The sequence below is a fragment of the Amycolatopsis nivea genome, from assembly GCF_004522235.1.
In the GTDB taxonomy this organism is placed as follows: domain Bacteria; phylum Actinomycetota; class Actinomycetes; order Mycobacteriales; family Pseudonocardiaceae; genus Amycolatopsis; species Amycolatopsis nivea.
In genome coordinates this window covers 1-24633 of record NZ_SDLT01000041.1, presented here as the reverse complement: position 1 = coordinate 24633, position 24633 = coordinate 1, and the positions used below count along the sequence as shown (strand labels likewise).

27 protein-coding genes are annotated in these 24633 nt (G+C 65.9%); 14 read left to right on the top strand and 13 right to left on the bottom strand.

Annotated features, from left to right (window positions below; translation table 11 throughout):
• Positions 1-6: 6 nt before the first annotated feature.
• The 12 genes from EIZ44_RS35630 to EIZ44_RS35575 form a co-directional block, all read right to left on the bottom strand.
• Positions 7-447, bottom strand: a complete 441-nt coding sequence (locus EIZ44_RS35630) for an NUDIX hydrolase (RefSeq protein WP_037817333.1) — start codon at positions 445-447, stop codon at positions 7-9.
• A gap of 713 nt (positions 448-1160) precedes the next feature.
• The gene (locus EIZ44_RS35625; RefSeq protein ID WP_037817335.1) at positions 1161-1508 is read right to left on the bottom strand and encodes a hypothetical protein; all 348 of its coding nucleotides are present in this window, start codon (positions 1506-1508) and stop codon (positions 1161-1163) included.
• A gap of 602 nt (positions 1509-2110) precedes the next feature.
• Positions 2111-2755: a dTMP kinase gene (gene tmk / locus EIZ44_RS35620; protein ID WP_037817337.1), complete on the bottom strand. Its 645-nt coding sequence runs from the start codon at positions 2753-2755 to the stop codon at positions 2111-2113.
• Positions 2736-3311 carry a 3'-5' exonuclease gene (locus tag EIZ44_RS35615; RefSeq protein ID WP_037817339.1) on the bottom strand — a complete coding sequence of 192 codons (576 nt, stop codon included), beginning with the start codon at positions 3309-3311 and terminating at the stop codon, positions 2736-2738. Before EIZ44_RS35615 ends, tmk begins: the two co-directional genes overlap by 20 nt.
• Positions 3308-4459, bottom strand: coding sequence for a hypothetical protein (locus EIZ44_RS35610; RefSeq protein WP_063697754.1), 1152 nt, complete (start codon positions 4457-4459; stop codon positions 3308-3310). The genes EIZ44_RS35615 and EIZ44_RS35610 overlap by 4 nt, the downstream gene beginning before the upstream one ends.
• Before the next feature lie 128 nt (positions 4460-4587).
• Positions 4588-5499: a helix-turn-helix domain-containing protein gene (locus EIZ44_RS35605; RefSeq protein ID WP_051172796.1), complete on the bottom strand. Its 912-nt coding sequence runs from the start codon at positions 5497-5499 to the stop codon at positions 4588-4590.
• Entirely contained in the window at positions 5441-5896 is a 456-nt protein-coding gene (locus EIZ44_RS35600) for a DUF6879 family protein (protein ID WP_235146981.1), read from the bottom strand. The genes EIZ44_RS35605 and EIZ44_RS35600 overlap by 59 nt, the downstream gene beginning before the upstream one ends.
• A 64-nt stretch (positions 5897-5960) precedes the next feature.
• Entirely contained in the window at positions 5961-6212 is a 252-nt protein-coding gene (locus EIZ44_RS35595; RefSeq protein WP_240690585.1) for a hypothetical protein, read from the bottom strand.
• Positions 6213-6348: 136 nt separating this feature from the next.
• Positions 6349-7578 carry an FAD-dependent monooxygenase gene (locus EIZ44_RS35590; RefSeq protein WP_051729333.1) on the bottom strand — a complete coding sequence of 410 codons (1230 nt, stop codon included), beginning with the start codon at positions 7576-7578 and terminating at the stop codon, positions 6349-6351.
• The gene (locus tag EIZ44_RS35585; RefSeq protein WP_043836227.1) at positions 7575-8720 is read right to left on the bottom strand and encodes an MAB_1171c family putative transporter; all 1146 of its coding nucleotides are present in this window, start codon (positions 8718-8720) and stop codon (positions 7575-7577) included. Before EIZ44_RS35585 ends, EIZ44_RS35590 begins: the two co-directional genes overlap by 4 nt.
• A complete protein-coding gene (locus tag EIZ44_RS35580; protein ID WP_037817345.1) occupies positions 8717-9271 on the bottom strand; it encodes a hypothetical protein in 555 nt (184 codons plus the stop codon). The genes EIZ44_RS35585 and EIZ44_RS35580 overlap by 4 nt, the downstream gene beginning before the upstream one ends.
• A gap of 79 nt (positions 9272-9350) precedes the next feature.
• Entirely contained in the window at positions 9351-9845 is a 495-nt protein-coding gene (locus EIZ44_RS35575) for a helix-turn-helix domain-containing protein (protein WP_235146979.1), read from the bottom strand.
• A 187-nt stretch (positions 9846-10032) separates the two neighbouring features.
• On the opposite strand from EIZ44_RS35575, the gene EIZ44_RS35570 reads away from it, so the two are divergent.
• Positions 10033-10653, top strand: a complete 621-nt coding sequence (locus tag EIZ44_RS35570) for a GGDEF domain-containing protein (RefSeq protein WP_081685026.1) — start codon at positions 10033-10035, stop codon at positions 10651-10653.
• A 166-nt stretch (positions 10654-10819) separates the two neighbouring features.
• A complete protein-coding gene (locus tag EIZ44_RS35565) occupies positions 10820-11350 on the top strand; it encodes a winged helix-turn-helix transcriptional regulator (protein ID WP_199817963.1) in 531 nt (176 codons plus the stop codon).
• 147 nt (positions 11351-11497) lie between these two features.
• On the opposite strand, the gene EIZ44_RS35560 is transcribed toward EIZ44_RS35565, so the two are convergent.
• On the bottom strand, positions 11498-12148 hold the full coding sequence (locus EIZ44_RS35560; protein ID WP_051172788.1) for an A24 family peptidase: 651 nt from the start codon (positions 12146-12148) through the stop codon (positions 11498-11500).
• Between the two features lie 307 nt (positions 12149-12455).
• Between EIZ44_RS35560 and EIZ44_RS35555 the strand changes: the two genes are divergently transcribed.
• From EIZ44_RS35555 to EIZ44_RS35490, 12 genes are all read left to right on the top strand, one after another.
• The gene (locus tag EIZ44_RS35555) at positions 12456-13013 is read left to right on the top strand and encodes a hypothetical protein (protein ID WP_199817964.1); all 558 of its coding nucleotides are present in this window, start codon (positions 12456-12458) and stop codon (positions 13011-13013) included.
• A gap of 1173 nt (positions 13014-14186) precedes the next feature.
• The gene (locus EIZ44_RS35545) at positions 14187-14912 is read left to right on the top strand and encodes a hypothetical protein (RefSeq protein WP_037817354.1); all 726 of its coding nucleotides are present in this window, start codon (positions 14187-14189) and stop codon (positions 14910-14912) included.
• A gap of 820 nt (positions 14913-15732) precedes the next feature.
• Entirely contained in the window at positions 15733-17208 is a 1476-nt protein-coding gene (locus EIZ44_RS35535) for a TadA family conjugal transfer-associated ATPase (RefSeq protein WP_235146977.1), read from the top strand.
• Positions 17205-18110: a type II secretion system F family protein gene (locus EIZ44_RS35530; RefSeq protein ID WP_199817965.1), complete on the top strand. Its 906-nt coding sequence runs from the start codon at positions 17205-17207 to the stop codon at positions 18108-18110. Before EIZ44_RS35535 ends, EIZ44_RS35530 begins: the two co-directional genes overlap by 4 nt.
• On the top strand, positions 18107-19000 hold the full coding sequence (locus EIZ44_RS35525) for a type II secretion system F family protein (protein WP_037817356.1): 894 nt from the start codon (positions 18107-18109) through the stop codon (positions 18998-19000). The genes EIZ44_RS35530 and EIZ44_RS35525 overlap by 4 nt, the downstream gene beginning before the upstream one ends.
• Before the next feature lie 93 nt (positions 19001-19093).
• Positions 19094-19225, top strand: a complete 132-nt coding sequence (locus EIZ44_RS46015) for a hypothetical protein (RefSeq protein WP_255443401.1) — start codon at positions 19094-19096, stop codon at positions 19223-19225.
• Positions 19222-19698 (top strand): TadE/TadG family type IV pilus assembly protein, encoded by a 477-nt coding sequence (locus EIZ44_RS35515; protein ID WP_235146976.1) that lies wholly within the window; start codon positions 19222-19224, stop codon positions 19696-19698. Before EIZ44_RS46015 ends, EIZ44_RS35515 begins: the two co-directional genes overlap by 4 nt.
• Entirely contained in the window at positions 19695-20165 is a 471-nt protein-coding gene (locus tag EIZ44_RS35510; protein WP_078870644.1) for a TadE family protein, read from the top strand. The genes EIZ44_RS35515 and EIZ44_RS35510 overlap by 4 nt, the downstream gene beginning before the upstream one ends.
• A complete protein-coding gene (locus tag EIZ44_RS35505; protein WP_051172783.1) occupies positions 20165-20611 on the top strand; it encodes a hypothetical protein in 447 nt (148 codons plus the stop codon). Before EIZ44_RS35510 ends, EIZ44_RS35505 begins: the two co-directional genes overlap by 1 nt.
• Before the next feature lie 36 nt (positions 20612-20647).
• On the top strand, positions 20648-21577 hold the full coding sequence (locus tag EIZ44_RS35500) for a hypothetical protein (protein ID WP_134662601.1): 930 nt from the start codon (positions 20648-20650) through the stop codon (positions 21575-21577).
• Between the two features lie 163 nt (positions 21578-21740).
• Positions 21741-22151: a hypothetical protein gene (locus tag EIZ44_RS35495; protein ID WP_078870645.1), complete on the top strand. Its 411-nt coding sequence runs from the start codon at positions 21741-21743 to the stop codon at positions 22149-22151.
• A 158-nt stretch (positions 22152-22309) separates the two neighbouring features.
• Entirely contained in the window at positions 22310-24610 is a 2301-nt protein-coding gene (locus tag EIZ44_RS35490) for a LysM peptidoglycan-binding domain-containing protein (protein WP_134733555.1), read from the top strand.
• Positions 24611-24633: the final 23 nt, after the last annotated feature.

Genomic DNA, 24633 nt, shown 5'->3' with positions numbered 1-24633 from the left:
ATGCGGTCACGGTGTCCACGCCCGCCAGGGAGCGCCTGCGGATAGGTCGCCGGACCTGAGCGCGTCGGCGATCATTGCCGGACGCAGCAATGCGACATCAGTCTCGCCGGCCCACCGATGCGCATGAGGCCGGCGAGCGGCGATGCGGTCGGTGTCGTCGAGCGTCACGTCAAACAAGAACGCCAGCTCAGACAACGAATTGGGCGGCTCTTTGCTAGCTTCGTGTTCGATCACGGCGCAGAATTCCAGTCCGGCGATCGTTCCGTCGATCTGGTCGCGCAGGGTGCGGCGGAGTGCGTGCTCGACTGGTTCGCCGTCGGGGACCGGGCCGCCCGGCAAGACGAGCGCGCCGGTGTCGTCGGTGATGAACAGGAGGTCTTCTTCACGGCCGATCAGCGCATAGGCCACGACACGCGGACCATGCTCGTGGATGGCGTCGTTGCGCATAACTGGTCTCCGATCACGTCGTGCGGGCTTCAGCCGATAGGTGTGTCCGGGCGAAGCTGGCGGACAACGCCGCCTCGGCTGCGCATGCGGATTCCGGACTCGGACAAAACCGGTGCACGAAGCCGTACGAGCGCCCGTATTCCTGGGGCAAACGAACGAATGCCGGTGCCTTCCTCGTTGTGGACGGAGGAGGCAGAGTTCCTGTCGCGAAATCTCCAGGTGCCCCCGGCCTCGGCGCAGCGCAGGCAACCCTCGCTGTTAGCGGGTGACCGGCAGGAGGTCGAAATCTCCGACCGGCCACGCGATCCCCGTGGCAATCCAGTCGTCCAGAGGGCGCGGGCACGTCACGGAGGGCAGCTCCATCTCGTCCGGTTGGCCCGGGGGTTCTGCGCGTCCTGGGGGAATTCGTGCCGCGTCCTGCGCGGTATGGGGCCAGGCGGTCACGGCTGCTGGCTCCTCTCCTACGCGAGGCGGGCACAGTGCCCGCCGGGAAACATTTGATGCACCACATCGGAACGAGGCCGCCGGGAGGCTCCCCGTCGGCAAGGCACATGACTCCGCATTCGCTGGTCCCGAGCCAGGTGTGTCCGCGGCACAGGATCCGGAGGAGCTTCTGCGAAACCTTGTGCATGACTGCCTCGCGGCGAAGAACGAAAGGGAGAAACCCGAGACACACCTTGTAAGACGCCGCAGGAGGGCTGGTCCCGGGCATGTCAGGCTGCCTTCAGCTCAGCGAGCAGTCGGTTCCTGTTGCGTCCGAACAGTTCGGCGAGCATGTCTTGCGCGGGCAGGCTAACGGGCAGTCGGCCCGTCGAGTACGAGGGAAGCTCCCGCAACCGAAGATCAGCCCAACATGCGAGCAGGTGCCTGGACCGTGCCAATTCCGCCAAGTCCAGAACCAGGATGCCATCGGTGGTCGCCTCGTTGTACACCCGCGCCCTGCCGAGGATTTTCAGGAACTTCGCTTCGCCTTCCGCGGTGCAGTCCCGCTCCCGAACGAGAATCGGCGCGGCAGTCTCGCGTGCGCGGTTGGTCTGCGTTGGCTTGTCGCCGTTGGTCATGACGCCCTCCAAGCATGCTGGCTTCGCCCGTGAACGCGGCGTGGCCAGCGAATCGACCGGGGCCGGCGATGCCGCCCTTCCTGCCCGTCCTTGATGAGCACCAGAACGGCACGCTGCATCTCGCACTGCCGTTCACGCGACTGCTGAACGATTCGAGCGCACGCCGCACACGGGGCACCGGGTGCCGAGATCGCAAGCGAGCACTCCAACTCCCGACCGCAGACGGCGACGAGGGCGACGCCGCGCTGGCGAGCGGCTCGAAACGCCTCATCGGTGATCTCGTGCTGCAGGCCATCGCGCCCGCATGTGTAGGGCGTGGTCCACAGGCGTCGTGTTGCTGGTCCGGCCATTCCGGACACCTCTCGTTCAGGGTGGAACGCGGCGGAGGCGACCGGTCGGGGTCAGCCGCCTCCGCCGCGGCAAAGGGGGCGGCGGACGGGAGAGGGTGCCTGGGCGTGCTGCTACGGGCAGAATGGGCACGCCGTCGGGCTCGACCGCACCCGTCCGCCGCCGATGTCCCCGGAAGGCGTGCGCGCCGTGCAGCAGGCGCAAGAGGCCGCCGGGGTGGCTGCTGCGTCGAAGCCGGACATTGCCGTCACCGATCAGTTTGCTGCGTCAACGGGTTCGATCAGGGCATTCAGTTCGTCGCGGATGATCGCGGCCGAACGCTCGGGCGGACGGTTGGAGCAGTCCACGGCCAGAGTGTGAAAACCCGCCTCGTCCAGCATTTCGTGCGCTTGCCGGTAGAACCTGGTTTCGAGGAGGCTGCTGCCTTGCTGGCGCTGGAATCGGTTGTGCGGCCCGCGTGCTTCCAACCGCTCGGCGATTACGTCGGGGTCGGCATCGAGGATGACCGCGAGGTCCGGTCGTTCGACCTCTTCGTTGAGCTGCCACAAAAACACCGGATCGACGCCATCGAAGCGTTGGACGACCAGCCCCGATGCCAGGAATCGGTCGGAGATCACGATGTGGCCAGCCTGGATGCGCGGCTTGATCTCCGTTTCCACGTGGTGGTACCGGTCAGCCGCGTACAGGCACGCGAGCGCGTGCCCGGTAACAGTCGGCGTCAGCTCGACGGCCAGCTTCCCGATCGGACCGCTCGACGGCTCCGCCGTCACGTGCACCTGCCGGCCCTCCGCGAGGAGCAGCTGTGCCAGATGCCGGACGATCGTCGTCTTTCCCGCTCCGCCCGGGCCGTCGACGCTGACGAGCAGGCCGCGACGGGGATCAGAAGAGGGACGGTTCATCGTCGCCTCCCCGTTTCGACTGGCCCCGGAGTTCCTCGAGTGACCGGCTGCTCGCGAGATGAGCGAAGAGCCGAGCGGTCACGATCGTGTCGTACTCCGCGCGATGCGGTTTCTGCATGTCGGCCAGCCCGTGGTCAAGCCCGAATGCCTCGACGAGCGAGCCGAGTTTGTAGCTCGGCCGGCCGGGCAGGAGGCGTCGCGCGAGCTTGAGCGTGTCGAACACCTCAGGGCATTCCCAATCGCCGAGTTCGCGTTCCAGCACACCGACGTCAACATGAGCGTTGTGGGCGACGAGCGCTGGGGCGTCCAGAGCTTTCCGCACCTCGGCGCTGACCTCGGCGAACGCGGGAGCCGCTGCTACGTGCTCGTTGGCGATCCCGTGGATCTGCTTCGCAAAAGGCGTGATCGGCCGGGGCGGCCGCACCAACCACGAGGCGGGATCGCCGAGGTGCCCGTGTTCAATCCGTACCGCTGCAAGCTCGACCAGGTCCGGCGGTCGCTGTCCGTTGCCCTCGACATCGACGACGACGTAGCTGAGCGCAGCCCAGTCGGTCATGCAGGAACTCCTGTCCATCCGATGTCGGCGCGACCGTGCCGGTGCGCACGGTGCGGATGCTTCACGTCGTGCACCTGGAATCCCAACGCGTGCTGCAGGAAGTACCGCGGCTGCTCGTTTTCCAGACCGGACACGACGACGGCCCGGTCAGAGATGTCTACGACGTTGACGCCGCCCGCCTCTGGCAACACGCTGGCGCAACGGTGTACGTCTTCCGCTCTTGGCACCCGGTGCGCCCCGGCGCATAGTTCGAGCTGGGACAGCGGGCAGATGTCGCAGAGCTCCCGGATGCCGTAGTGACCGTTGTAGTCGGGCAGGCCGTGCACGTACGAGACGGCGCAGGAAGTCTTGCGGAACAAGGCAGTCGAGCTGGCGAACGCGTCGAGCACGCGACGTTCCAGCGTTTCGGGCACGATCTTGCGTCGTGCGGTGTCCGGGTAGGGTTCGGGGAGGCGGTTGGCCTTGTAGTACGCGGCGATCTGGTCGCGGTAAAAGAGCCCGGTGAACACCGTAGCGTCGGCATGCGTGCTCAATTCGCGGGCCACGGCGAGATGCTGATCGGTGTCGTTCAGACCCGGGACGAGCGGACGCCAGTAGAGGATCGTCCGGTACATCCGCGATGCGGGCGCGCTCATCATCTTCAACGACTCGGCTGCGACGTGCGAAGGGTACGGTTCGATCTTCGGGTCGCCGATCCCTGAATAGGTGAACAGCAGCGTCACTTTGAGGTGACGAAGCTGGTTCAACCGGTCGATGTCGTAGGGCTTGAGCTGGTGGCGGGTGATGACCAGCACGTGATTGGTCAGTTCGCGCTCGTCCAGCTCTTCAAGCACCGCAAAGGTGTGCGGGCGGACCCTCGGCAAGAAGGGCTCAGTGGCCCGGTTGAACAACTGGACCGGCGTGACGTGCGGCCGGAAATACTGGTGGTGGACCAATTCTTCCACTGCTTGCGCATCGGACATCAGCGCAACCGGCTGATCCTTGTCCCACAACCCGTAGGTATGCCGGATGCAGTAGGCGCATCCCAGCGAGCATCCCTGGATGTGGTTCAGGCTCAGCCCGCTCTTGCGGTATTCGACCACCTCGCGTGCGCGGTCGGAGAGTTGGTCTATCCGGTCCTTGCTGAGCAGAGGTACTGGGGTGATCACGTCGCTCGTCTCCAAGGTCGGCCGGGGCGGACTCAGGGAGAGTAGGAGGAGATACGATCGCAACGGAAGCAAGTTGCTCATTGTTGCTCGCAACAAACGAGACCGTCGCCTATCAGTGCAACTCAGCGCTAGTCCTGGGGCAGCTGCCCTGCCAGGTCGTCCATGACGCGCGTGATGACGGCGCGGGCGGCCCGGCCGTAGCTTGCGACGGCGGCCAGCTCGCCGAAGACGTTCGAGTAAAGCTCGATCTCCTGGGGCTGGGCGAGATTGAGAGCCGCGGAGTATGTCTCCACTAGGACCTTTTCATCGTCGTACAACCAGAACCCGTGCCACGGCGCCGCGGTGTACTGAGTGTCGAAGCCGATGATCCCGAGCTTGACGTTGGGGAGTGCGGAGATGGAGACCAGGCGGTCCAGCTGGCCGAGCATGACCGGCACAGACGACAGCCGGAAGCGCAGAGCAGCTTCGGTGAGAACGAAGTGGAAGCGCTTGTCCGGCCGGTAGAAGATGTCCTGGCGCTTCATGCGGCCCGCGACTGCGTCGTTGATGTCGTTGGCAAGCTTGAAGACGCGGATGCTTTCCGCGAAGCGCGCGCGAGCGTACTCGGAGGTCTGCAGCAGCCCGGGAATCACGGTGGATTCGAAGACCCGGAACAGCTGTGTCTTTTGATCCAGTTCGGCAAGCGAGTTCTGTCGCGGCCGGATGCCGCCGCGCAGAATTCGCTGCCACTCGGCGTGCTGAACCTCCAGCGTGCGGAGCGAGGCGAGCAGCGCCGGTGCTTCGCCCTCGTGCCCAGTTGCCTTTGTCCAGGCCGTTATGTCGCTCTCGCTGGGTTTCTGCTTCCCGTTTTCGATCTTGGAGACCTTCGAGAAGTGCCACGACAGCGACTCCGCGAGCTTCCTGCCGGTCAGGCCGGCCTGTTCGCGCAGCTCACGGAGCCGACCGCCGAGCGCCATGCGCGCCTCATGGACGTTCGATGGGTCAGAGGCTTTGTTGCTTGGCAAAATCGTCCCGCCGTATGGCGTGATGCCAGGCAGCATCGCGCCAGTAGTTATGGTGCACTACCTGCTCTGGGTCTTCGACGACCTCACCGCCCAAGAATCCCATGTCATCGTCGAAGTGCATCCGAACCAGCTTGCGTGAGTCGAACAACCAGTAGTCGTGCTTCGGCAACCGGTCGGCAAGGCCGCGCGGCAGGTAGCGGATGTCCTCGCCCGCCCCGCCGGTGAACTGCGAACACCACACGCCGAAGCGGCTGTAGTCCGTGAGCGGCATCGAGACGATGCGCACACGGCTGAAGATCCGTCCCTTTGCCTTCGCCTCGCGGATCATGTCGAGCCAGCTCTGCATCCAAGGCAGGTCGTCCGGCTCGCCGGCGAGGAACTTGCGCAGCGACTCGTTCTCGTACGTCGCGTCGTACTGGTCGAAGGTCTCCAAGCGGAAAGCTGTGTGCTCGAAGGTGTGGAAGAGCTGCCTGAACTCTGGTCCCGGCTTGATCAGCTCAGTCAGCGTGCTCCTCCTCCGGCTTGTCCGACGCGTAGCGACGAGCATAGAACTTCAGGACGTCTTCGGGGATCTCGATCAGGGTCTCATGGTCAGGGACCGGGCCGATCGAGGCCAGCGCTTGCGGGTCCGTCACCTTCCATCCTTGTGCGATGTAGGTGACGCGGTCCGTCCGGTCGGTGGCGTAGAGCGTCGGCGAGTTGTCGACCTGCGATTCGGGGTCCTTGCCGAGGAACTTGACGTGCATCATGCCTCCGTTTCGAGCAACTTGCTTCTTGTTGCTCCCATCGTGACGCACGACACCACGGCAGTCAACGGCCTGGAACGGTGAACCGCGCGGAGACGAATGGGCGGCCGTCGGCGTCGCTGATGAACTCGAGCGTCGTTCAGGAACGGTGCGGCGGCGTTTCGACCCGGGTGTCGTCTGGTTGCCTGATGGACTGATTCCAGTCAACGTGGTGGTCAGTGAGCCAGGACGCGGTGTTGCGCGGCCCTTTCTTCAGTTTCCGGGGGAGGACGGCGTCTCGGATCATCCGTTTGACGGGGCCGGGAGTTGCGTTGCCGCCCATGCGAGCACTGGTAGCGACGACCCGTTCGACGCGGGGGCGGCGAATGCGTTCGTAGGCGCTAAAGGCTTGTGCAGCAGGTAGATCGCGCAGACATTGGGCGAGGATGACGCCGTCTTCGATCGCCATGGAGGCGCCGTGGCCGGCATTGGGTGCGGAGACATGGGCGGCATCGCCGATGATGATTGTCGCTCCGGTGTGCCAGGTGGGTGTAGTCGCGATGTCGTAGCCGTTGGCACCGGTGATGCTCCTGTCGCTGGCCCGGACGATGTCGGCAGCTGGTGTCCGGTCGCGTGCGAGGAGTCCGGCGACACGCTGTTGCCATTCCTCGGAGGTGGTGCTGGCGAGTTGTTCTTTGGTGAGTTCGGCGCTGTGGTGGGGGAGGTTGGCGAACCACCAGGTCTGACCGTCCGGTGCGGTGAGGTAGGCGAAGAATACCTTGCGGCCGTAGGTCATCCGAAAGGTGCCGGGTTCGGTCGTGGCCGGAGCGTGGCTCGCGTATCCGCAGACCGTGATGACTCCGGTATAGCGCGGTTTCGGAGCAGCTGGGTCGATGAGCGCGCGAGTGACGGAATGGATGCCGTCCGCTCCGATCAGCAGATCGCCCTCCGCTTCGGTGCCATCGGCGAATTCCGCGGTGACTGGATCGCCGGGTGTGGTGGTCGCGTGGGTGAGGCGTTTGCCGTGGTGGACGGTGACGCCGCGGCGGCTGGCTTCGTCGAGGAGCTCGCGGTAGAGCGTGGACCGTTTGATCATTCGCGGTCCGCGGTCGCCAGCGGACCCGCCGATTGGGGCTTCACCGAGCCGAGTGCCGCGGTGGTTGAAGAATTCAACCTTGCTGGCGGGGAACGAATTTTCGCGCACGACGTCCGCCGCGTCGACGGCGGCGAGAGCGTCGAGTCCGTTGTGCATGATGCTGAGAAACGCGCCGACTCCGTCCGCGCTGGTCGGGTACGCCTCGTAGATTGTCGAGTCGATCCCGGCTTTCTGCAGCGCCATCCCCGTGACGGGCCCGGCGATTCCCCCGCCGATGATCAAGGCCGTGGTCATTTGTCTCCTGTCGAAGTCATGGCAAGCGAGAGGGACACGAGTTCGCGGACATCCGCGTCGAGGCCATCCGCGGTCGCGACGACGACTGGCATCGCGTGGCTCGACCGGGCCGGCTGGCCCGCAGCCCGAGCGGCGAGCGCGTGCTTCAGCGAGCGCGCGAGATCCTCGTAGCGGTGGTTGTCTTCGCGGACGCGAGACGGCAGGTGCGGGCTGATGCGTACCAGGCCGTCGCGGCACTCCACGACACGACGGTAGTAGCGCCGGTGTATGCCGCGGAGCCGGAATACGTCGCGCCAAGGATTCGGGGTGACCCGTCGCAGCTCGTCGTCGGGAAAGTGTTTGTGCAGAATCGTCCACAATGGACCGAGCTGGCGGTAGACGCGACGGTGGCCTGCCCAGACCCGAAGGGCGGTGACGCGCATCGCTGCGGCGGGATAAATGATGCCGGCCAGGAAGATGACCACGCCCGGGAGAAGGAAGACGGCTGCGGCTATCGCGCCGAGAACGGTGGCGGCGGCACCGCTGGTCTCAGCCAGCGCGGAGGGGGACGATGCACCTGCCCAGCGCAGGATGATCTCCGGGATGAACACGCAGTTCGCGACCACGATTGCCGCGAGCCCGACTGAAGCGATTTTCAAGCCGCGCGCGAGCCGTGGGTTGGCTTCGCGAGCGTAGCGGCGTGCCCAGAGGAACGCTGTGGCGAAGCCAAAGGCCAGATACAGGTCCGCAGTGATGGTGAACACCGCGCCCGCGGGCGATGAACTGCTGTGGACGCTGGGAGGGGCGAGTGCCGCCGTGACGACCAAGATGGCTTCGGCCGCGACGAGCGGCACGGCGAAGCGGCGCGCTCGCGGCCACGCCTTGTGCTGTTCGAGAGCAGAGAAGAGGAAGAAGAAAACGAGGCACGTCACCCCAATCAGCAGTGCGCCGTGCTGAATCAGGCGGGACATCATCGGCGGGAGTCCGACCACGGTCGCCTCGCGGTCGGCGGCGAGGCCGAAGGGGAAGGCGATAGCGAGGCAGGCCGCGAGCCCGGTGAGGGCGCGCAGCGGAAGGTTCTGTGGTGTCCGGCTCAGTCGCAAGCCCAGCCAGGCCAGCACCGCGGTGGCGGCGATGCCGTAGGCGAGGACGAGGTAGGTCACAGCCACCCCAGCCGGTCGCTCAACGCGGTTTCTATCCGGTGTGCCGTGTTGCTGCGCGCGGCGGGTGTCCAGACACGGTCGAGGACAGACGCCCATTCCAGGATGATGGTGGCGACGGTTTCTGCCTCGTATTCCTGGACGGTGTCGTAAGAGGTGCGGCGGAGTGCGCGCCGGACCGCGTCCGGTGCAAGGTCGGGGTACTCGGTGCGCAGAGACTCGGTCGACGAGTCCGGGTACAGCTCTGCGAGCAGCGTGTTGTCGGGTTCACCGCTGTCGTGCCCGGCCAGCATGTGGCCAAGTTCGTGCAGGATGATGTGGTCTTGGTGCGGCTTGCTCGTTTCCTGTTGGTAGAAGATGTAATCGGCTGATGCCGCGGAGATCCAGGCTCCGAAGGGGCCGGGGACTGGGATCGGGTGCGCCCGCAACCTGATCGGCTTGCCGCGCTGGATCCCGACACGGCGGCACAGTTCGGCGACATCCAACGGAGGTTGGATGTCGAGGTCGGTCAAGAGCTGCCGGCAGCGACGGCGCAGCTGCCGTTCAGACGTCACCTGCTCCCTCCCTCCAAGCTCAGGACGAGACGGCACCTACGACAACGGTGCCGGACTGTTCCGGAGCCTTCCACCGTGTTCACCCCGTTGGTGATTGACCTCGCTCGGCCTGCTCGTCGCGATAGACCACGTCGAGCAGGTCCATCACCAGACGCCGCCGCTCGGGCGAAAGCGCGTCTGCGCGCATCGCGATCAGCTTGGCCTCGCTTGTGTTCGCGATCGCGGTCAGGCTCTCTTGTGCGGCCTGCAGCTTCTGCAGCTGTTCGTCGACCCGGTCAGTCACCGTGTCGTCGAAGAAGTACGACGCCGGCACGCCGAAGAACGCTGCCAGGGCGTAAAGGTGGCGCAATGTCGGGTTGTCCTTACGCGCCTTGCGCAGGTGCCAGATGTAGCTCCCCGAGATCCCGACGCCCGTGGCGCTGATCTCCGCTGCGACGAAGTCGTTGGTGTACTCCTGGCCGCTGCGCGGTTTCATCGTCGCGAACAGCCGGTTCAATCTCGCGGCAAGGATCTCCGCGAAGTTGTCCGGCAGGCTCGCCGGAAGATGCCCGTCCGGATACGCCGGCGTGGCCATGCGACCTCCAACCCCGACTGCTTTCACTCAGGTGAACACCCGAACGAGTGGTGCTCCTGATGTTGGTTGAACTCGTCCGCGCGACCAGCCTAAACTCGCGGCCATAGTCATTTCAACTCCAGAACAACGGTAGCGAACTCGACGCCTTCACGTCAGTCAAAGCCACTCGTTCGGAGGAAGATCGACAATGGCATCTACCTCGGCGTCCGTTGCTGGGCATGGCCAGTGCTGCTCCGCATGCGGACAGCCGCTCGGCTCGTGGGGCATCGACAAGTACACCGGACTGCTCAACCGGGAAGGGTGGGACGTCCGGGCCATGTCAGCGCTCGGCGGGCTGTTCGATCGTTCCATCGCGCTGCTCATCCTCGACCTTGACCGTTTCAAAGCTGTCAACGACCGATACGGCCACCCCGCCGGCGATGCCGTCCTTCGCGTTGTCGCCGCGACGGTCGCGGCCGCGGTGCGCCGCGAGGACATTGTCGGTCGGTATGGCGGCGACGAATTCATGGCGCTCCTTGTCGGTGCCGACCAGGCGTGTGCGAAGGCGATCGCGGAACGGATCTGCGGGCGAATACGGAGTGCGGTCGTCGAGGTGCTGTCGGCGGATGGCAGCCGGGTGGTCATCAAGGGCCTCGCCGCGTCAGTCGGCGGCGTCGCCCTGAACCTCCGCGGCGGCGTCGACCTTGCAGACCTTTTCCGGCGTGCGGACTCAAACCTGTTGCGCGCAAAGCGGTTCGGCAAGGACCGCGTGCTGATAGCGGGAGACCGCGGCCTGCCGAGAGGCACGTGCTGCGCCAGACTCAGGTAAGAGTTCACCGTGCCTGCGTCTTTTTGACAGTTGAAGATCAGCTCGAAGGGGCCTACGCTCGCTCTATGGACGTTGCGCGTTCTGCGGTCTGATCTCCCTTCCCGGCCGGCTGCACGAACGGGCAAGCCCGTCATCGAATATGCGATCTAGCCGCCGGGAGGAAGCGATGACCGAGCTGTCGAACCGGGCAGGACAAAACCAATTGGTGCGCGGCCGCACCATGCGGTCCTCTGTGAAGCACTGCCGACTGGCTCGCGGTGACGCGAACGCTCCGGCTTGCGTCCCGCACGATGATGCCTGGCGTGAGGGCTGGGAGGCCGAACAGCTGCGCAAGCTGTCGGATGTGAAGCGGCTCTTCAGCGGTGACTGGATGCACGCGGTCATCGTCGCTCTCGCCACCGGGCCAAAACACTACACAGAGCTTCTCGACACGATCAGGACCTTGTCCGACGCAGGACAGGCTCAGGGGCGCCGCCGCACTCTGCATGAAAGCGTCCTCGCGCGCACGCTCAAGACAATGACTGCTGACGGATTGATCATTCGCCGCCAGGAGTCCACGGCGTTCCCGCCTTCTGTGCAGTACTCGTTAAGCCCCGCGACAGCTGAAGCTCTCGACGCGATGATGCCGATGGTCGCTTGGGCGACCAAGCATGCTGACCTCATCCGACGTTCCCGTGAACGACGATGCACAGCCTAGGCGACAGCGAGCGCTGAAGGTCGCAAGGTTCTCCCGCGCTGCAAGAGTCGGTGGCCGACGAGCGGCGGCATGGTCGGGCTCCGTCCCGTGTCAGTCCGAAACCGCATGTCATCGGGCACGCGAGAGCAGGTAAAAGCGTCAAAACAGTCAATGCGCAGTAGGCCAAAACCCGGAAAGCGCGACGCATAACAGAGTTCCAGCTAACAGGAACGGTCCGAGCGGGATATCCCGAATTGCTCCGCGACTCTTCACGATTCTCGCGACTCCAATGGTGATACCTCCGAGGAGCCAGCCCGCCGAGAGGCCGAGCCAGGTCGCTTCCCAGCTGATCCAGCCGAGTGCAGCCCCGAGCAGCCCGGCCAGCTTCAGATCGCCTCCGCCGATCATGCCCGCGGCATACAGGGCTCCGTGGGCCACCAGGGCGATGGCCGCAGCTATGGCTGCCCGAGTCAGGTCGCCTCCGTGCGCGTTGAGGGCAGCGTCCGCCCCCAGTGCGATTCCGAGAACGCCGGTTGCCCCGCCGAGAAGCATGTTCGGCAGCTTGCGCGCGATCAGGTCGACTGTCGCCAGGGGTATGCCGAATCCGCCAAGGCTGCTGTACGCGAGCAATTCCAGGGACTGGCCGAAGCGGTACGCGAGCGCGGCGAACACGACGGCTGTCGCGGCTTCGAGAACACCGTAGGGTGGCGGTCCTGCAGCCGGCTCGGTCGCGGCGGCATATCGGACGACGAACGGGCGCAGAGCCACTGCGAGTGCTGCGCCGACAAGCGCCCAGCCCAGGACCGTAGCGGTCTGCATAAGAATCACATTCTGCGAAAATTCGTCATGTTTGGACTCTGGCGGTTCAGGAGGCGGCCGAATGGTTCGGTACAGGCCATTTCAGCACTACCAGACTTGCTGCTCGACGGTGAGGAATCGCGCCAAAATTTACGCCAAGTAGGTGAATATTGGGCGGAATTGCCATCCCGGCTTCCGGTTGGTGCTTTCACACCTTGCAGTCGGTATGGGATCACGGGGTAGACCTGATCTAGGCACCCATTAACGGTTCGGGTGAGTGGAGTGAGGGGTGGAGTCAGTGGTCTCTACAAGGACGTGCCGGTCAGCAATGACGCTGTCGAGCTTCGTTGTCGCCGTACTGGCGGCTGGATGCAGCTCGGGCTCGCCGTCTGACCCTGCTCCTGCCAGCTCCGCGGATTCCGCTCAGGCGTCTTCGTCGGCGAGCGCACCGCCGGCATCGACATCACCGGCGGACGTCGCGCGCAAGGGTGCGATCTCGGCATATCTGGGGATGTGGAAAGACATGGCCGTCGCGGCAGAGACATCAAACTGGCAGGACGCGCGGTTGGGGCAGCACGCCACTGCCACCGCCCTGACCAACATCACCCGCGGCCTATACGCGGACAAGGCAAACGGCCTGGTTACCAAGGGACAGCCCAAGAATTCACCTACGGTGTCGTCCGTCGAGCCACCCTCGGCCCCGATAAAGGTGATCGTCGCCGACTGCGGCGACGACAGCAACTGGCAGCACTATCGCGCGGACAACGGGCAGTTGGCCAACGACGGCCCTAGCGGGCGCCGGCAGATCAACGCCGTTGTCGAGCGGCAGCAAGACGGCACATGGCGTGTGACCGACTTCGGAATCCACAAGGTCGGATCATGCTGAGGAAAATCGCGCTGATCGCTGGAACGACGGGATCGCTGGTGCTCGCAGGAGCAGCCCCGGCGCTGGCGGGCGGTCCTTGGGGATCGGCGGACTGCCAGCAGACTCCGTCCCCGGCGTGCCAGCTCGGCGCGGGCCAAGGCGGCACCGACGGCGGTCGTGGGCGCGTCCCGTCGGCGCCTGGCAAGAAGCCGAAGCCGCGGGGTGGCAACCAGGGCGACGACCGGCCGGATGCCGGGGACCGCGTCATCGGACCGAGCGATAAGACCGCTGACTGCGGATACCAGCGTTCGGATTACCAGCCCCCGGCAGGAGGAACCATCACGGCCGCGTACCGGCCATCCACCCATGACCGAGGCACTGAGGTTCAGCCCGCAGTCTTCCGCCCGGCGAGCCTACGGACTGCACCGTTGGCGCTCACCGTCGCGCGGTCTTGGCCGGCGCAAGCACAGCCGGGTCAGGGGCCAGGCGCGTGGTACCTGTACAAGTGCTCCGGTCCTGGTTTCTCAGACGCGTTGTACCGGACGCCGATCTGGATTCCCGACGGACGAGCACCTGCACCTGGGCCGGTGCCGCCGCCGTCGCCCGCAGAATTGGCGCAGGCGGCGCGCAGCCAGCTTCGGTTGCCGAGCCCGTCGATCGCGGCGAACCCGCGCGGAGACCAACTGGTGACCCTGCCGACGTGGTTGTGGCTGTCGAGCGGTTGGGATCAGCAATCGGCCACGGCCGCTGTCCCCGGCGTCTCAGTGACTGCGATCGCGAAGCCGACTTCGCTCGTGTGGTCCATGGGCGACGGATCGACAGTGACGTGCGAAAACGGCGGGACTCCGTTCCCGGCTGGAGGCGATCCGAAGGCGGCGTCGCCGGATTGCGGGCACACCTACCGGACGTCTTCGGCTGGGCAACCGAACAACGCGTACCCGGTGACAGCCACCGTGCACTGGTCGATCTCATGGTCTGGGGCCGACCAATCCGGAACCTTTCCTGACATGACGACTGCAGCCAATGCGGCGTTCCGGGTAGCGGAAAGCCAGGCGCTGAACACCGGCAGACGGTGATTCGCATGGGGCGCAGCCCCTGCGCTGACAACCACAGAACTCAATCCGTGTAGCCACCGCGCAGCAGACGGCGTCGCGGCGCGGTGGCCCATGCCCGAAACCAGAAGGGAGGCTGGCCATGAGCACGTCCGTCTCGACCCACCCGGACACCGCTGACAGGGCGACCGCGCCGCCGGACGCCTGGGCACAGCGAAGCGGCAAACAGGAGCCGCCGTCGCGCTGGAAGACCGTTCGCCCCTCACGCCGGGTTCCGTACCTGCTGCTCGGCGTCGTACTAGTGATTGCTTGCGCAGCGGCGGCGGTGATCGTGTCCATGCAGCTTGATAACCGCCAGCCGGTCCTGGTGTTGGCTCGTCCGGTGACCGTTGGTCATCTATTGTCCGGACAGGACTTCCGGCAGCTGTCCGTTTCCTCCGATGTCGGACTCGACGCGGTACCGGCCGCAGAATCGTCCACTGTGGTCGGCCGCCCGGTGGCGTTCAGCTTGCCTGCTGGAGCGCTGCTGACCCGTGGTTCGCTGGGGCCGCCCGCGATCCCGGTTGCCGGCCAGGCGGTCGCCGCAGTGGCGCTGAAGGCCGGGCAGTTCCCGCCAGCGCTCGCACCCGGTGCGCGGGTCGCTGTACTGGTGTCACCTGGTGCAGCTGCGACAGGGACGCCGAGCACCGCCGGGCAGGTCGCGCCCCCGCTCGCGCAGTGGACTGCGACGGTGAGCGACGTCTGCGCTGGAGCGGACCAGCAAAGCACGGTCGTGTCGTTGCAACTGCCGGAGGCGAACGCACGCCAGCTCGCTGCAGCTCCGGCGGGTCAGATCAGTCTCGTCGCGTTGAGCGGAGGCGGCGGCTGATGTTGATTGCGCTGTGTTCCCTGAAGGGATCGCCTGGGGTGACGACTACCGCTCTCGCGTTGGCAGCGCGGTGGCCGGCCGAGCAGACCCCGGTCGTAGTCGAGTGCGATCCTGCAGGCGGTGACCTGGCTGCGCGGTTCCGATTGCCCTCGACGCCGGGGCTGGTGAGCTTGGCTGCCGCGGCACGCAAGAGCATGGAAGCATCGGTCCTGTGGCAGCACGTCCAACGGCTACCCGCTGGCCTAACAGTTGTCGCCGGTCCGGTTGGGGCGGAGCAAGCTCGCGCTGCCTTAGGCATTCTGGCACCGCGGGGAACATCGGTCTTGCGCGCTGCGGGCGATCAGCCAGGCGTGGTGGTCCTGGCCGACTGTGGCCGAGTAGACCCGGGTTCGACGACGCTGCCGATCATCCGAGCTGCAGATGCGATGGTGCTTTTTGCCCATGCCCGCGACGACGAGCTGTCTCATGTCGCTAGCAAGATCCGGACCGCCGCAACCTGGAATCCACGACCAGGCTTTGTACTGGTCGGTGACGGCTACCCCACGACCGAGGTCGAGCACGAACTCCACATCGGGGTCTTGGACAGGATTCCCCACGATCCCAAGGGAGCCGCAGTGCTGTGCGGGTACCGCCGAAGCGGGCCGAGTCCCGACCACTCAGCACTGGGGCGTGCGGCATTGCGGCTAGCGAGTGGGCTCGGCTTCATGCACCGTCCGCATGGCGCGCCGAGCGCGTCACCTCGGGTCGGCGGGCATCTGGCCGCCGCAGCACCAGCAAATCAGCCCGATGTGCCAGTCGGCACGCCGCAGCCTCCGCAGCAATGGCAGTCGTCGGCGGACGGGACGCGCCCATGACCTCGCCACACATCCAACCCGGCCAGCGTGCTTCCCGTAACGGTGCGGTCATGCGACCAGATCTGGCACCGTCCACGTCCTCCGTTCCAGGGCCAGCGAGTGTTCCCGGCGTCGATCCTCACGTGGCCGCGGCAATGGAGCGGCTGCGTGTTCGTCTTCGCCGCGAATTGTCTCAGCAGTTGTCCTCGCGCATCCAGGCTGACGACGATGCCGGCCGACCCGCGCTGGAAGCGGGCGAACGGCGCCGGATGGCTCAAGCGATTCTTGCTGATGCCGCAGAAAAGCAAGCGCAGCACGAACTCGACACCGGTGGAGCAGTGGTGCCGCAGGACGTCGAGCGTCGCGTTCTTTCCGCCGTGTTGGACGAGATTTTCGGCATGGCCGGCCTCGAGCCGCTGCTCGCCAACCCGGACATCGAGAACGTCAACATCAACGGAGACCGGGTATTCGTCCGCTACGCCTCGGGCAGGCGGGAACGCCTGGCTCCGATTACCGGCTCGGATGCCGAACTCGTAGAGCTGATCCGCGACCTCGCCGCACGCTCCGGCGTGGAGGAACGGCGCTTCGACCGCGGCAGTCCGATCGTCAACTTCTCCCTGCCTGGCGGGGAACGCGCGTCGGCAGTGATGGCAGTGACCGCCAGGCCGTCGCTGTCGATCCGGCACCATCGGTTCGCCCGGGTGACGTTGCGGGAACTGAGGGAGAACGGAACGCTCGACCTGGCGCTGGAGAACTTTCTCGGCGCGATGGTGCGGGCTCGCAAGAACGTACTCGTGACCGGTGGCGTCGCGATTGGCAAGACGACCCTCCTGAGGGCGCTGGCCTCGGCGATCCCGCCGCACGAGCGTCTGGTCACCATCGAGGATGTCTTCGAACTGGGGCTGGATCACGATCCCGGCCACCCGGATGTGGTCGCGATGCAGGCCCGCGAAGCCAACGTCGAAGGCCAGGGCGAGATTTCACAGTCCGAGCTGGTGTGGCAGTCGTTGCGGATGAGCCCGGACCGGGTCATCGTCGGCGAGGTCCGCGGGCCGGTCGTCATCCCCCTCACCAACGCCATGTCCATGGGCAACGACGGCTCGATGGGCACGCTCCATTCGTCCCTGTCCAGTGGTGTGTTCACGAAACTCGCCGCCTACGCGGTCCAAGGGCCTGAACGCCTGTCGCTGGAAGCCACGAACCTGTTGGTCGCTTCTGCGCTGCATTTCGTGGTCCACCTGGAGAAACCGCGAGGTGCGGACAGCAAACGAGTCGTGTCCTCGATCCGCGAAGTCGTCGGCGCGGACGGCACTCAAGTGATCTCGAACGAGGTGTGGCGTCCAGCAGTTGACCTCCGCGCGATTCCGGGTGTCCCGCTGCGCACGGCCACAGTCGATGAGCTCATCGACGCGGGCTTCGACCCGGATCTGCTGGACCGGGCGGAAGGGTGGTGGAAGCCGTGAACACCACCACCGCGCTGATGGGGCTGCTCGGCACTGGTGTCGGACTCGGCCTGCTGCTGATTGCGGCCGGCTGGCGGGGCATCACCATGCGCTGGCCCCGGTGGGGTGGACGCAACAGCGGAGAGACCGGACGCGATCCACTCCGGGCGCGGTGGCTGCTCGCGGCCGGGGCCGCGGGCATCATGGTCGCCATTGGCACAGGATGGCTCGTCGGCGGCGTCCTTGCGGCGATGGCGACCTGGGGCCTGCCGCGTGTGCTCGGCTCGAACAAGCAGCACGCCCGAGCTGTGGCGCGCATCGAAGCGATCGCTTCGTGGAGCGAGATGTTGCGCGACACTCTCGCCGCGGCGGCAGGGTTGGAGCAAGCCATAGTCGCCACCGCAGAAACCGTGCCCGAGGCGATTCGCCCGGAGATTCACGAGCTGACGTTCCGCCTCGAACGCGGCGACCGGCTCGCTCGCAGCCTCCGGCACCTGGCCGACCAGCTCGCCGATCCGACGGCGGACTTGCTCATCAGTGCTCTCGTTCTGGCCTCCGAGAAGCAAGCTCGCCAGCTGGCCGAGCTGCTCGGCGAACTCGCGACCGAGACCCGTGAGCAGGTGTCCATGCGGCTGCGGGTCGAAGCCGGCCGCGCTCGCACCCGGACCAGCGTCCGGATGATCGTCGGCGTCACGATGGCATTCGCCACGGGGCTGACCGTGCTCAACCGCGGCTACCTCGCTCCCTTCGACTCCGCTCTCGGACAGATCGTGCTCGCCGTGGTCGGAGCGCTATTCACCTTGTCCTTCCTGTGGCTCGCACGCATGGCTCGTTACCAAACCCCAGACCGATTCCTGACCGGCCTAGACGCACTGCACAGCCACGACGGAGCAACGGCGTCTGCCGAGGAGGTGCAAGCATGATCACCGCGCTGGTAATCGGTGTTGGGTTCGGGCTGGGCATTTGGGCCATCTTCGTGTGGGCAGTGCCGCCGCGCCCCGGACTGGCCTCGCTACTGAGGCAACTTGATAACACGCCAGCGCCACCACCGATCACGCCGCAGGAACGGCCCGGATGGGCGGCCACGCTGGGGAAGCCGTTCGTCAGGCTGCTGACTGCACTCGGTCTGCCCAGCCCCAGCCTGCGCAGAGACCTCGCTATCACCGGTAAACCCGTTCCCTCCCACTTGGCCGACAAAGCAGCACTCGCGATCGCAGGACTGCTTCTGCCGACCCTCGTCTCGATCGCAGTAGCCCTGCTGGGTATGCCCTTGGCCTGGGAGGCATCGCTGATCGCGAGCCTGCTCGTAGCGTTCATGGGCTTTCTGCTGCCGGACATCACGGTTCGGCGCGATGCCGCCCGTCGTCGTGCTGACTTCCGTCTCGCGCTGAGCGCCTATCTCAACCTGATCCGGGTCACCCTCGCCGGAGGTGCTGGAGTGGAAGGCGCGCTCACCGATGCCGCCACAGTCGGACGTGGCCGCTCGTTCAACCAGATCCGACGTGCGCTGACCATCGCGAAGGTCACACGCGTTACTCCGTGGGCCACTCTTCGTGCGCTCGGCGATGAACTCGATGTCCGCGAACTCGCCGAGCTCTCCTCCTCGGTCAGCCTTGCGGGCACTGAGGGCGCCCGCGTCCGCGCGTCCCTGCAGGCGAAGGCTTCCGCTTTGCGGACACGGGAGCTCACCGATGCCGAAGGCGATGCTCAAGCCGCTACGGAACGGATGAGCTTGCCCGTGATCGTGCTGTTCATCGGGTTCTTGTTGTTCATCGGCTACCCGGCTGTGGCCGCAGTGCTAGGAGGATTCTGACTTATCTATCCACAGTGGACATTTCATGAGAGGAAAATGATGTTAACGCCCATTATTCTGTTGTGGACATTCACCAAGGAGCACGTGCGGCGCTTGCGCGAGGATGAAGGCGGATACACCACTGAAACCGTACTCGTCACTGCCGCGCTCGTCGCGCTGGCCTTGGTCGTGATCGCGCTGCTGGTGAAAGTGGTCACCGACAAGGCCAACAGCATCCACATGTGAACTCGACGATGGCTATCGATGGTTCCGGCTCTCCGGTCGCGACGACGCCTTCGACGCCGCGACTGGTGTCGCGCGCAGGCTTGCGTCGACTCATGGCGGACGAACGAGGCGCGGCCACGGCAGAACTCGTGCTCGCGACACCTTTATTGCTGCTGCTCATCATGTCGATCGCGCAGTTCGCGTTATGGATGCACGCGTCCCACGTCGCCCAGGCTGCCGCATCTCAAGCGCTGTCGGCCACACGCGTGCAAGGCGGTACCGCCGCGCGCGGACAGAACGCAGCCGATCAGATCCTTCAGCAGTTGGGCCGCGGCCCGCTGCGTGATCCGCACGTCACCGTAATCCGTAGCCCGGAGCGAGCGTCCGTGCACGTGGAAGGTGCCGTGATCCAAGTCCTTCCCTTCTTGACGCTGATGGCCGACGGCGACGCGGCTGGACCGGTCGAACGATTCCGCAGCGGAGCACAGCCGTGAGCGCTCAGAAGAACCGATATGGACAGTGGTGGCGTTCGCTACGCGACGACGAGCGAGGATCGGCCACTGCAGAACTGGTACTGCTTACTCCGGCTTTGATCATAATGCTGCTGTTCGTCGTCTTCTGCGGACGATTGGCAGACGCCAACCTTCGGCTCGAAGACGCCGCACATCAAGCAGCACGCGCCGCGTCTCTCGCCCGCAGCATGACAAACGCGCAGAACGACGCGCGCAACACCGCGTCCGCGGCCCTGGCCAACGCCGGAATCACCTGTCAGGGCCTGGCTGTCACCGTCAATACGGCGGGATTCCGGCCAGGTGCCGTTGCCAGCGTGGAAGTCAGGTGCACGGTGGGACTGTCGGACCTTGCACTTCTCGGCGTGCCGGGAAGTGTCCGGATTTCCGCGTCGTTCTCGTCCCCTGTGGACACATACCGTGGCGTCGCAGCGAACGCAGGGGGTTCCTGATGCTTGCCACATTGCCGGCGTGGCTGCGGCGACTGCGCGAGGACGAAGACGGACGAGTCACCGCGTTCGTCGTCGTGCTGGTTACGGCGGTCATCGCCTTCAGCGGCTTGGTGTTGGACGGCGGTCTGGCCCTGGCAAGCAAAATTCGAGCGATCGGTGAGGCCCAAGAAGCTGCCCGCGCCGGAGCGCAAGCCATCGATTTGTCTGCCTATCGCTCCAATGGCACCTTGCGCCTGGTTCCCGGCCAAGCAACCGCTCTGGCGCACCAGTACCTCGCCGCTACCGGCCACGGCGGCAGTGTGTCCGTCGCTGACAACACCGTCACAGTGACCGTCACCGTCAGCCAATCGACTCAACTGCTCGGGTTCGTGGGAATCGGCTCGATCACAGTCACAGGGATTGGACAGGCCCGGCCACAGCGAGGGATATCCGACACCTCCGGCTAGCCAGCGAATTCTGATGCGGTCGAAAGGAAACCTCCGATGAAACAACAGAACCAATGCGCTACGCCGACACCAGTGCGCGCGGCTACGTTCCCGGACGGACCCGACGCGATTCTGCTGAACCCCGATGTCGCGCCGTCGCGATGGCGTCGCGAGCGTATGTGTGCGGCACTGCGCCCGTGGGTGGTAGTCGGCGTGCTGGGCGGTATCGCGGGGACGGTCGTTGCGGTGACAGCGGAGGTGGGAGTCGCTGTGATCTGCGTTGGTGGCCTGGTCGTGGGGTTTAGTGCGATCGTCGGCTGGGAGCGCGCCGCAGGGCTGCTCGCCGAGCACGGACATCATGACGCATCGTCGTGCCGACTGGAAGTCCGGCGGGGAGAGTTTTTCGTCCGCCGACGCGATCTCATTGGCCTCGGTGCCGATACTGCGGTACGGGCACTGATCGCAGGCGTGGACGAACTCCACCGCAGCCCGGCTCGTGCTTGGCTCGGCCCCGCCGTTCCGCGCGAGGTGCACCGCATCGTCTGGCAGGCACTGGAATTGCTGGACCACACTCGTACGGCCCGGCGCGTGGCCGACGAACTCGCCGCCGACCCCGACTACGCGGCCAGCGAGCTGGCCGCCGATGCCCGTGCGGCGATCGCCGAGGTCGACGACGCCCTCGGCGAGGTCGCGCAGCATGTGGACTGCTGCATCGCGCTTGTCAGGGCCTGGGAAGGGAAACTCCGCCACGTCGAGCTGGCCGCCCGCGCAGAGGCTGCCCTCGCAGTGCTGCCCGGCCGTGGCGATGTCCGTCGGCTCCCGCAGGCGGCGGAAGCGTTGCCGCAGACAGTGTTCGCCTACATCACGGCCGCCCGCGACACGGTCGATGCCGGAGAGTTTCCATGGGAACAACCGGCATCGTTCTGGTCTAACAGCGTGGCGTCGCAGCGACTTGCTGCGGGCACGGCATCGGCCCAGGGCCGGTGAGCGCGTTGCTGGGGAGAGCCCAATGAGAGAAGGGCCCGCAGTGACCTGTCCTGGACCAGGAGCGCGCGACAGCAGCCCCTTGGTATCGACCGCCAGCGAGGTTGTCGACATGTCGTACTGGTCAAGCCAGGAAGTACGGCGCGTCAACGGAGAGGGGAGGAAAATGGCCACCAGCGAGGAGATCGAGCGCCGCGTCGTGGAAGCTGATTCTGCTCGTAGCGCAAGGCGTGCAGCCACAGCGAAACGGATCGGAGACCTGGCGCAGCGGCGAGCCGGCGTCGCCGACCAGCTGAACGAAATCGAAAGAGAACTCGGCGAAACCCTGGCCGCCGCCAACGACGTTATTGGCATCGATGAACTTGCGCAGTTCACTGATGTGCCGGCCGCGGATCTGGCTCAATGGTTCGATGGCCGGAAGCCATCCCGCGCCAAACGGAAGCGATCGACTGCCGGCGCGGCGGCTGCGAAGACAGGCACCGACCACCGGCCGGCTTCCACGAAGACGCCAGCGACCCGTCAAGAGGTGGCAGTACCTAGCGCCAGTTCGGTGGGCACGTCTGCAACGGTGACCTGACCTTCGCGCCGTCCTGACATCGCCCGCACCACCAAGGAATCGAGCACGTCATGACCGCAACATCAGACCTGGCGCAGCGGCAAACGGACCGATCGTTCAGCACTGGTCCTTGCTATTGGTCGCTCCTCGCCGCCGTAGCTCGGGTGCTCCGGCGTGTGATGCGCGCCCTGTTCGCGGTCGTCGTCCTGCTTGCTCTGATGGTCGGCCTGCCCGCAGCCTTGGTTCATTTCATCGGATGGCCATTGCCTGACCACATCCCTGCCTGGGACGAGATCCGGAGCATCCTGCTAACACCGATGTCACCACAGTTCCTGCTCGACGTCCTGGCCTGTGCGCTGTGGCCCTTGTGGGCCCGGTTCGCGTTCGACGTGCTGGCCGTAATCTTGCACACAGCGCACTCCACGCCCTGGCACCGTTCAGCGCACGACGTCCGCCATGGCCCGCTACGCACAGCAGCGGGCGTGCTCGTCGGAGCGATCGTGTTCTCCGTCCTCAGCAGTCGGACACCCACCTCGGTCACGCCGACCCAGGCTGCCACGACCGCGCTTTCCGCAGGCGGACACACGACAATCGCCACGGCGCTCCACCACGTCGAAACGTCGACGGAGGCGACCGTGGCCGAGGATGGGCCGGGGATCGTCACCGCTGCAGTGCACACTCGAGCCGCCACGGCGACCCCGCGGGGCCTGGAAACCGTGCGGTCACCTGAGCACGGGGTGCACGACAGCCTCTGGCGGGTCGCGCAACGTTGCCTCGGTGACGGCAATCGCTGGCCGGAGATCTGGAAGCTGAACCGAGGTACCACGCAGACCGACGGGACGGTATTCACCACACCGAGTCTCATCCGACCAGGTTGGCAACTACGGCTGCCCGTGCTGGCACCCAGCTCTCCCGCGTCGCCACCTGTCGTAGCACCCCCAGCTCCGTACGTCCCGCCACAGGCGTCTGGCCCCGACAAGCAACCCAACACGCAGGCGCCGTCAAAGCAACAATCGTCCGCTCCCGGGACCCCAGCCGAAGCCGTTCCTCCCACTGCGACAGCGAGTCCTGCCCTCGGCATCTCGCTGTCTACCGGTGCGTTCGTCGGCCTGGGTCTTGCCGCGCTCATCACCGTCGCAATGATCAGCGTGCGCCTGCGCCGCCGCAGCCGTTACCGGCCCGGCACCGTGGAAACCGACGATCCGGGCGTGGCCCCGGTCGTACGTGCTCTGCGGATCGCGCACGACTCCGTAAGGTTGCCCCACGACGAAGAGGCGACCTCTCCCGCCTCGCAGGATATGAGGCCGGCTGACCTCGATACGCGCGCCCGCGCCCAAGCCACCGCCCGCGCACTGCTGTCCACGCAAGAGACGACCGCGGTCGGCCTCCGCGAGGGACAGACCGTCGCGCTCGATCTCGCCCGCAGTAACGGTCTTGGGCTCATCGGCCCCGGTGCCTACGCCGCTGCACGTGCGCTGATCGTCGCCCTGCTCGCGCAGCCCGCGAACGACGGCCAAGGTGCCATCGTGGTCATTCCAGCCGCTGACGCCGAAGCTGTGCTCGGAACCGACCTATCGCGACGAGTGCCTGCGCGGCTCCGCATCGTCGACGACCTGCCGGCCGCTCTGTCAGTCTTGGAAGCAGAACTCCTGACACGCGTCCGTGACGAGGACGAAGCCGACCAGGAGCTTGCGCCGCGCACCTACGACAGCCCCGTGCATGCGGTGCTGGTCGCATCGCCAACGCCAGACACCGGCCGGCGAATGCAAGCCATCCTCGACAACGGCGCAGGTTTCGGCCTGGCTGGCGTGCTGCTCGGCCAATGGCACCCCGGCGGCACCGCCCGGGTCCGAGATGACGGCACGATCGGAGCGACCAGCCCGAGCCTGACCGATGCCCTGGCCGGCACCCGCTTATTCACCCTGCCCGGAACCGACACCGCTGAGCTGCTCGCGTTGCTCCATGCCGCAGAACCCGCTGGCTTCGACCAGCCCGCGACCAAGAGCACCTCAGTTTCCCAGACCGAAGACGATCCCCGGCGCAATGAACGAACTGCAGCTACTCGCGCGGCCAGCGCGGACAGCCGGGAGCACTGCACCAAGTATGAGTTCGTCACCGCGGAGTCACACGAACCCGCGCCCGAAACCCCGCCAGCGCGTGTCGTGATCGACGTTCCCTCCCCGGCCCGCACTGCCACGCACGAACTCACAGACCTTCAGCCCAAGGGCGAACCACAACCCGCGCCGCACGCAGTGAGCACAGCGCAGCAAGTCGAAACGTCGGAGGGCGGCGAGCGTGCCACGTCAGGGGGCGACGATCGCCTGATGCCGCGGACACCGGCCTCCGTCTCCGTCCAGCCGAGGGCTTGCGAGGCCGCGCCGCTGCGCCTGCAGGTGCTCGGCCGACTGCATTTGACTCGCACCGAACCGGATCCCACCGACCTCATCGAATCTCTCGCGCCGCTGGTTTCGGCAAGTTGAATTGGCTCCGGTGCGGCATCTTG

What these genes read in the sequence shown, in the direction of transcription:
- EIZ44_RS35500 (WP_134662601.1), top strand. Translation starts at nt 20,648, where the DNA reads ATGAAACAACAGAACCAATGCGCTACGCCGACACCAGTGCGCGCGGCT.
- EIZ44_RS35565 (WP_199817963.1), top strand. Translation starts at nt 10,820, where the DNA reads ATGACCGAGCTGTCGAACCGGGCAGGACAAAACCAATTGGTGCGCGGC.
- EIZ44_RS35560 (WP_051172788.1), bottom strand. Translation starts at nt 12,148, where the DNA reads ATGCAGACCGCTACGGTCCTGGGCTGGGCGCTTGTCGGCGCAGCACTC.
- EIZ44_RS35605 (WP_051172796.1), bottom strand. Translation starts at nt 5,499, where the DNA reads ATGCTGCCTGGCATCACGCCATACGGCGGGACGATTTTGCCAAGCAAC.
- EIZ44_RS35575 (WP_235146979.1), bottom strand. Translation starts at nt 9,845, where the DNA reads ATGGCCACGCCGGCGTATCCGGACGGGCATCTTCCGGCGAGCCTGCCG.
- EIZ44_RS35545 (WP_037817354.1), top strand. Translation starts at nt 14,187, where the DNA reads ATGAGCACGTCCGTCTCGACCCACCCGGACACCGCTGACAGGGCGACC.
- EIZ44_RS35490 (WP_134733555.1), top strand. Translation starts at nt 22,310, where the DNA reads ATGCGCGCCCTGTTCGCGGTCGTCGTCCTGCTTGCTCTGATGGTCGGC.
- EIZ44_RS35555 (WP_199817964.1), top strand. Translation starts at nt 12,456, where the DNA reads ATGACGCTGTCGAGCTTCGTTGTCGCCGTACTGGCGGCTGGATGCAGC.
- EIZ44_RS35630 (WP_037817333.1), bottom strand. Translation starts at nt 447, where the DNA reads ATGCGCAACGACGCCATCCACGAGCATGGTCCGCGTGTCGTGGCCTAT.
- EIZ44_RS35625 (WP_037817335.1), bottom strand. Translation starts at nt 1,508, where the DNA reads ATGACCAACGGCGACAAGCCAACGCAGACCAACCGCGCACGCGAGACT.
- EIZ44_RS35505 (WP_051172783.1), top strand. Translation starts at nt 20,165, where the DNA reads ATGCTTGCCACATTGCCGGCGTGGCTGCGGCGACTGCGCGAGGACGAA.
- EIZ44_RS35570 (WP_081685026.1), top strand. Translation starts at nt 10,033, where the DNA reads ATGGCATCTACCTCGGCGTCCGTTGCTGGGCATGGCCAGTGCTGCTCC.
- EIZ44_RS35595 (WP_240690585.1), bottom strand. Translation starts at nt 6,212, where the DNA reads ATGATGCACGTCAAGTTCCTCGGCAAGGACCCCGAATCGCAGGTCGAC.
- EIZ44_RS35495 (WP_078870645.1), top strand. Translation starts at nt 21,741, where the DNA reads ATGGCCACCAGCGAGGAGATCGAGCGCCGCGTCGTGGAAGCTGATTCT.
- EIZ44_RS35535 (WP_235146977.1), top strand. Translation starts at nt 15,733, where the DNA reads ATGGCAGTCGTCGGCGGACGGGACGCGCCCATGACCTCGCCACACATC.
- EIZ44_RS35525 (WP_037817356.1), top strand. Translation starts at nt 18,107, where the DNA reads ATGATCACCGCGCTGGTAATCGGTGTTGGGTTCGGGCTGGGCATTTGG.
- EIZ44_RS35615 (WP_037817339.1), bottom strand. Translation starts at nt 3,311, where the DNA reads ATGACCGACTGGGCTGCGCTCAGCTACGTCGTCGTCGATGTCGAGGGC.
- EIZ44_RS35590 (WP_051729333.1), bottom strand. Translation starts at nt 7,578, where the DNA reads ATGACCACGGCCTTGATCATCGGCGGGGGAATCGCCGGGCCCGTCACG.
- tmk (WP_037817337.1), bottom strand. Translation starts at nt 2,755, where the DNA reads ATGAACCGTCCCTCTTCTGATCCCCGTCGCGGCCTGCTCGTCAGCGTC.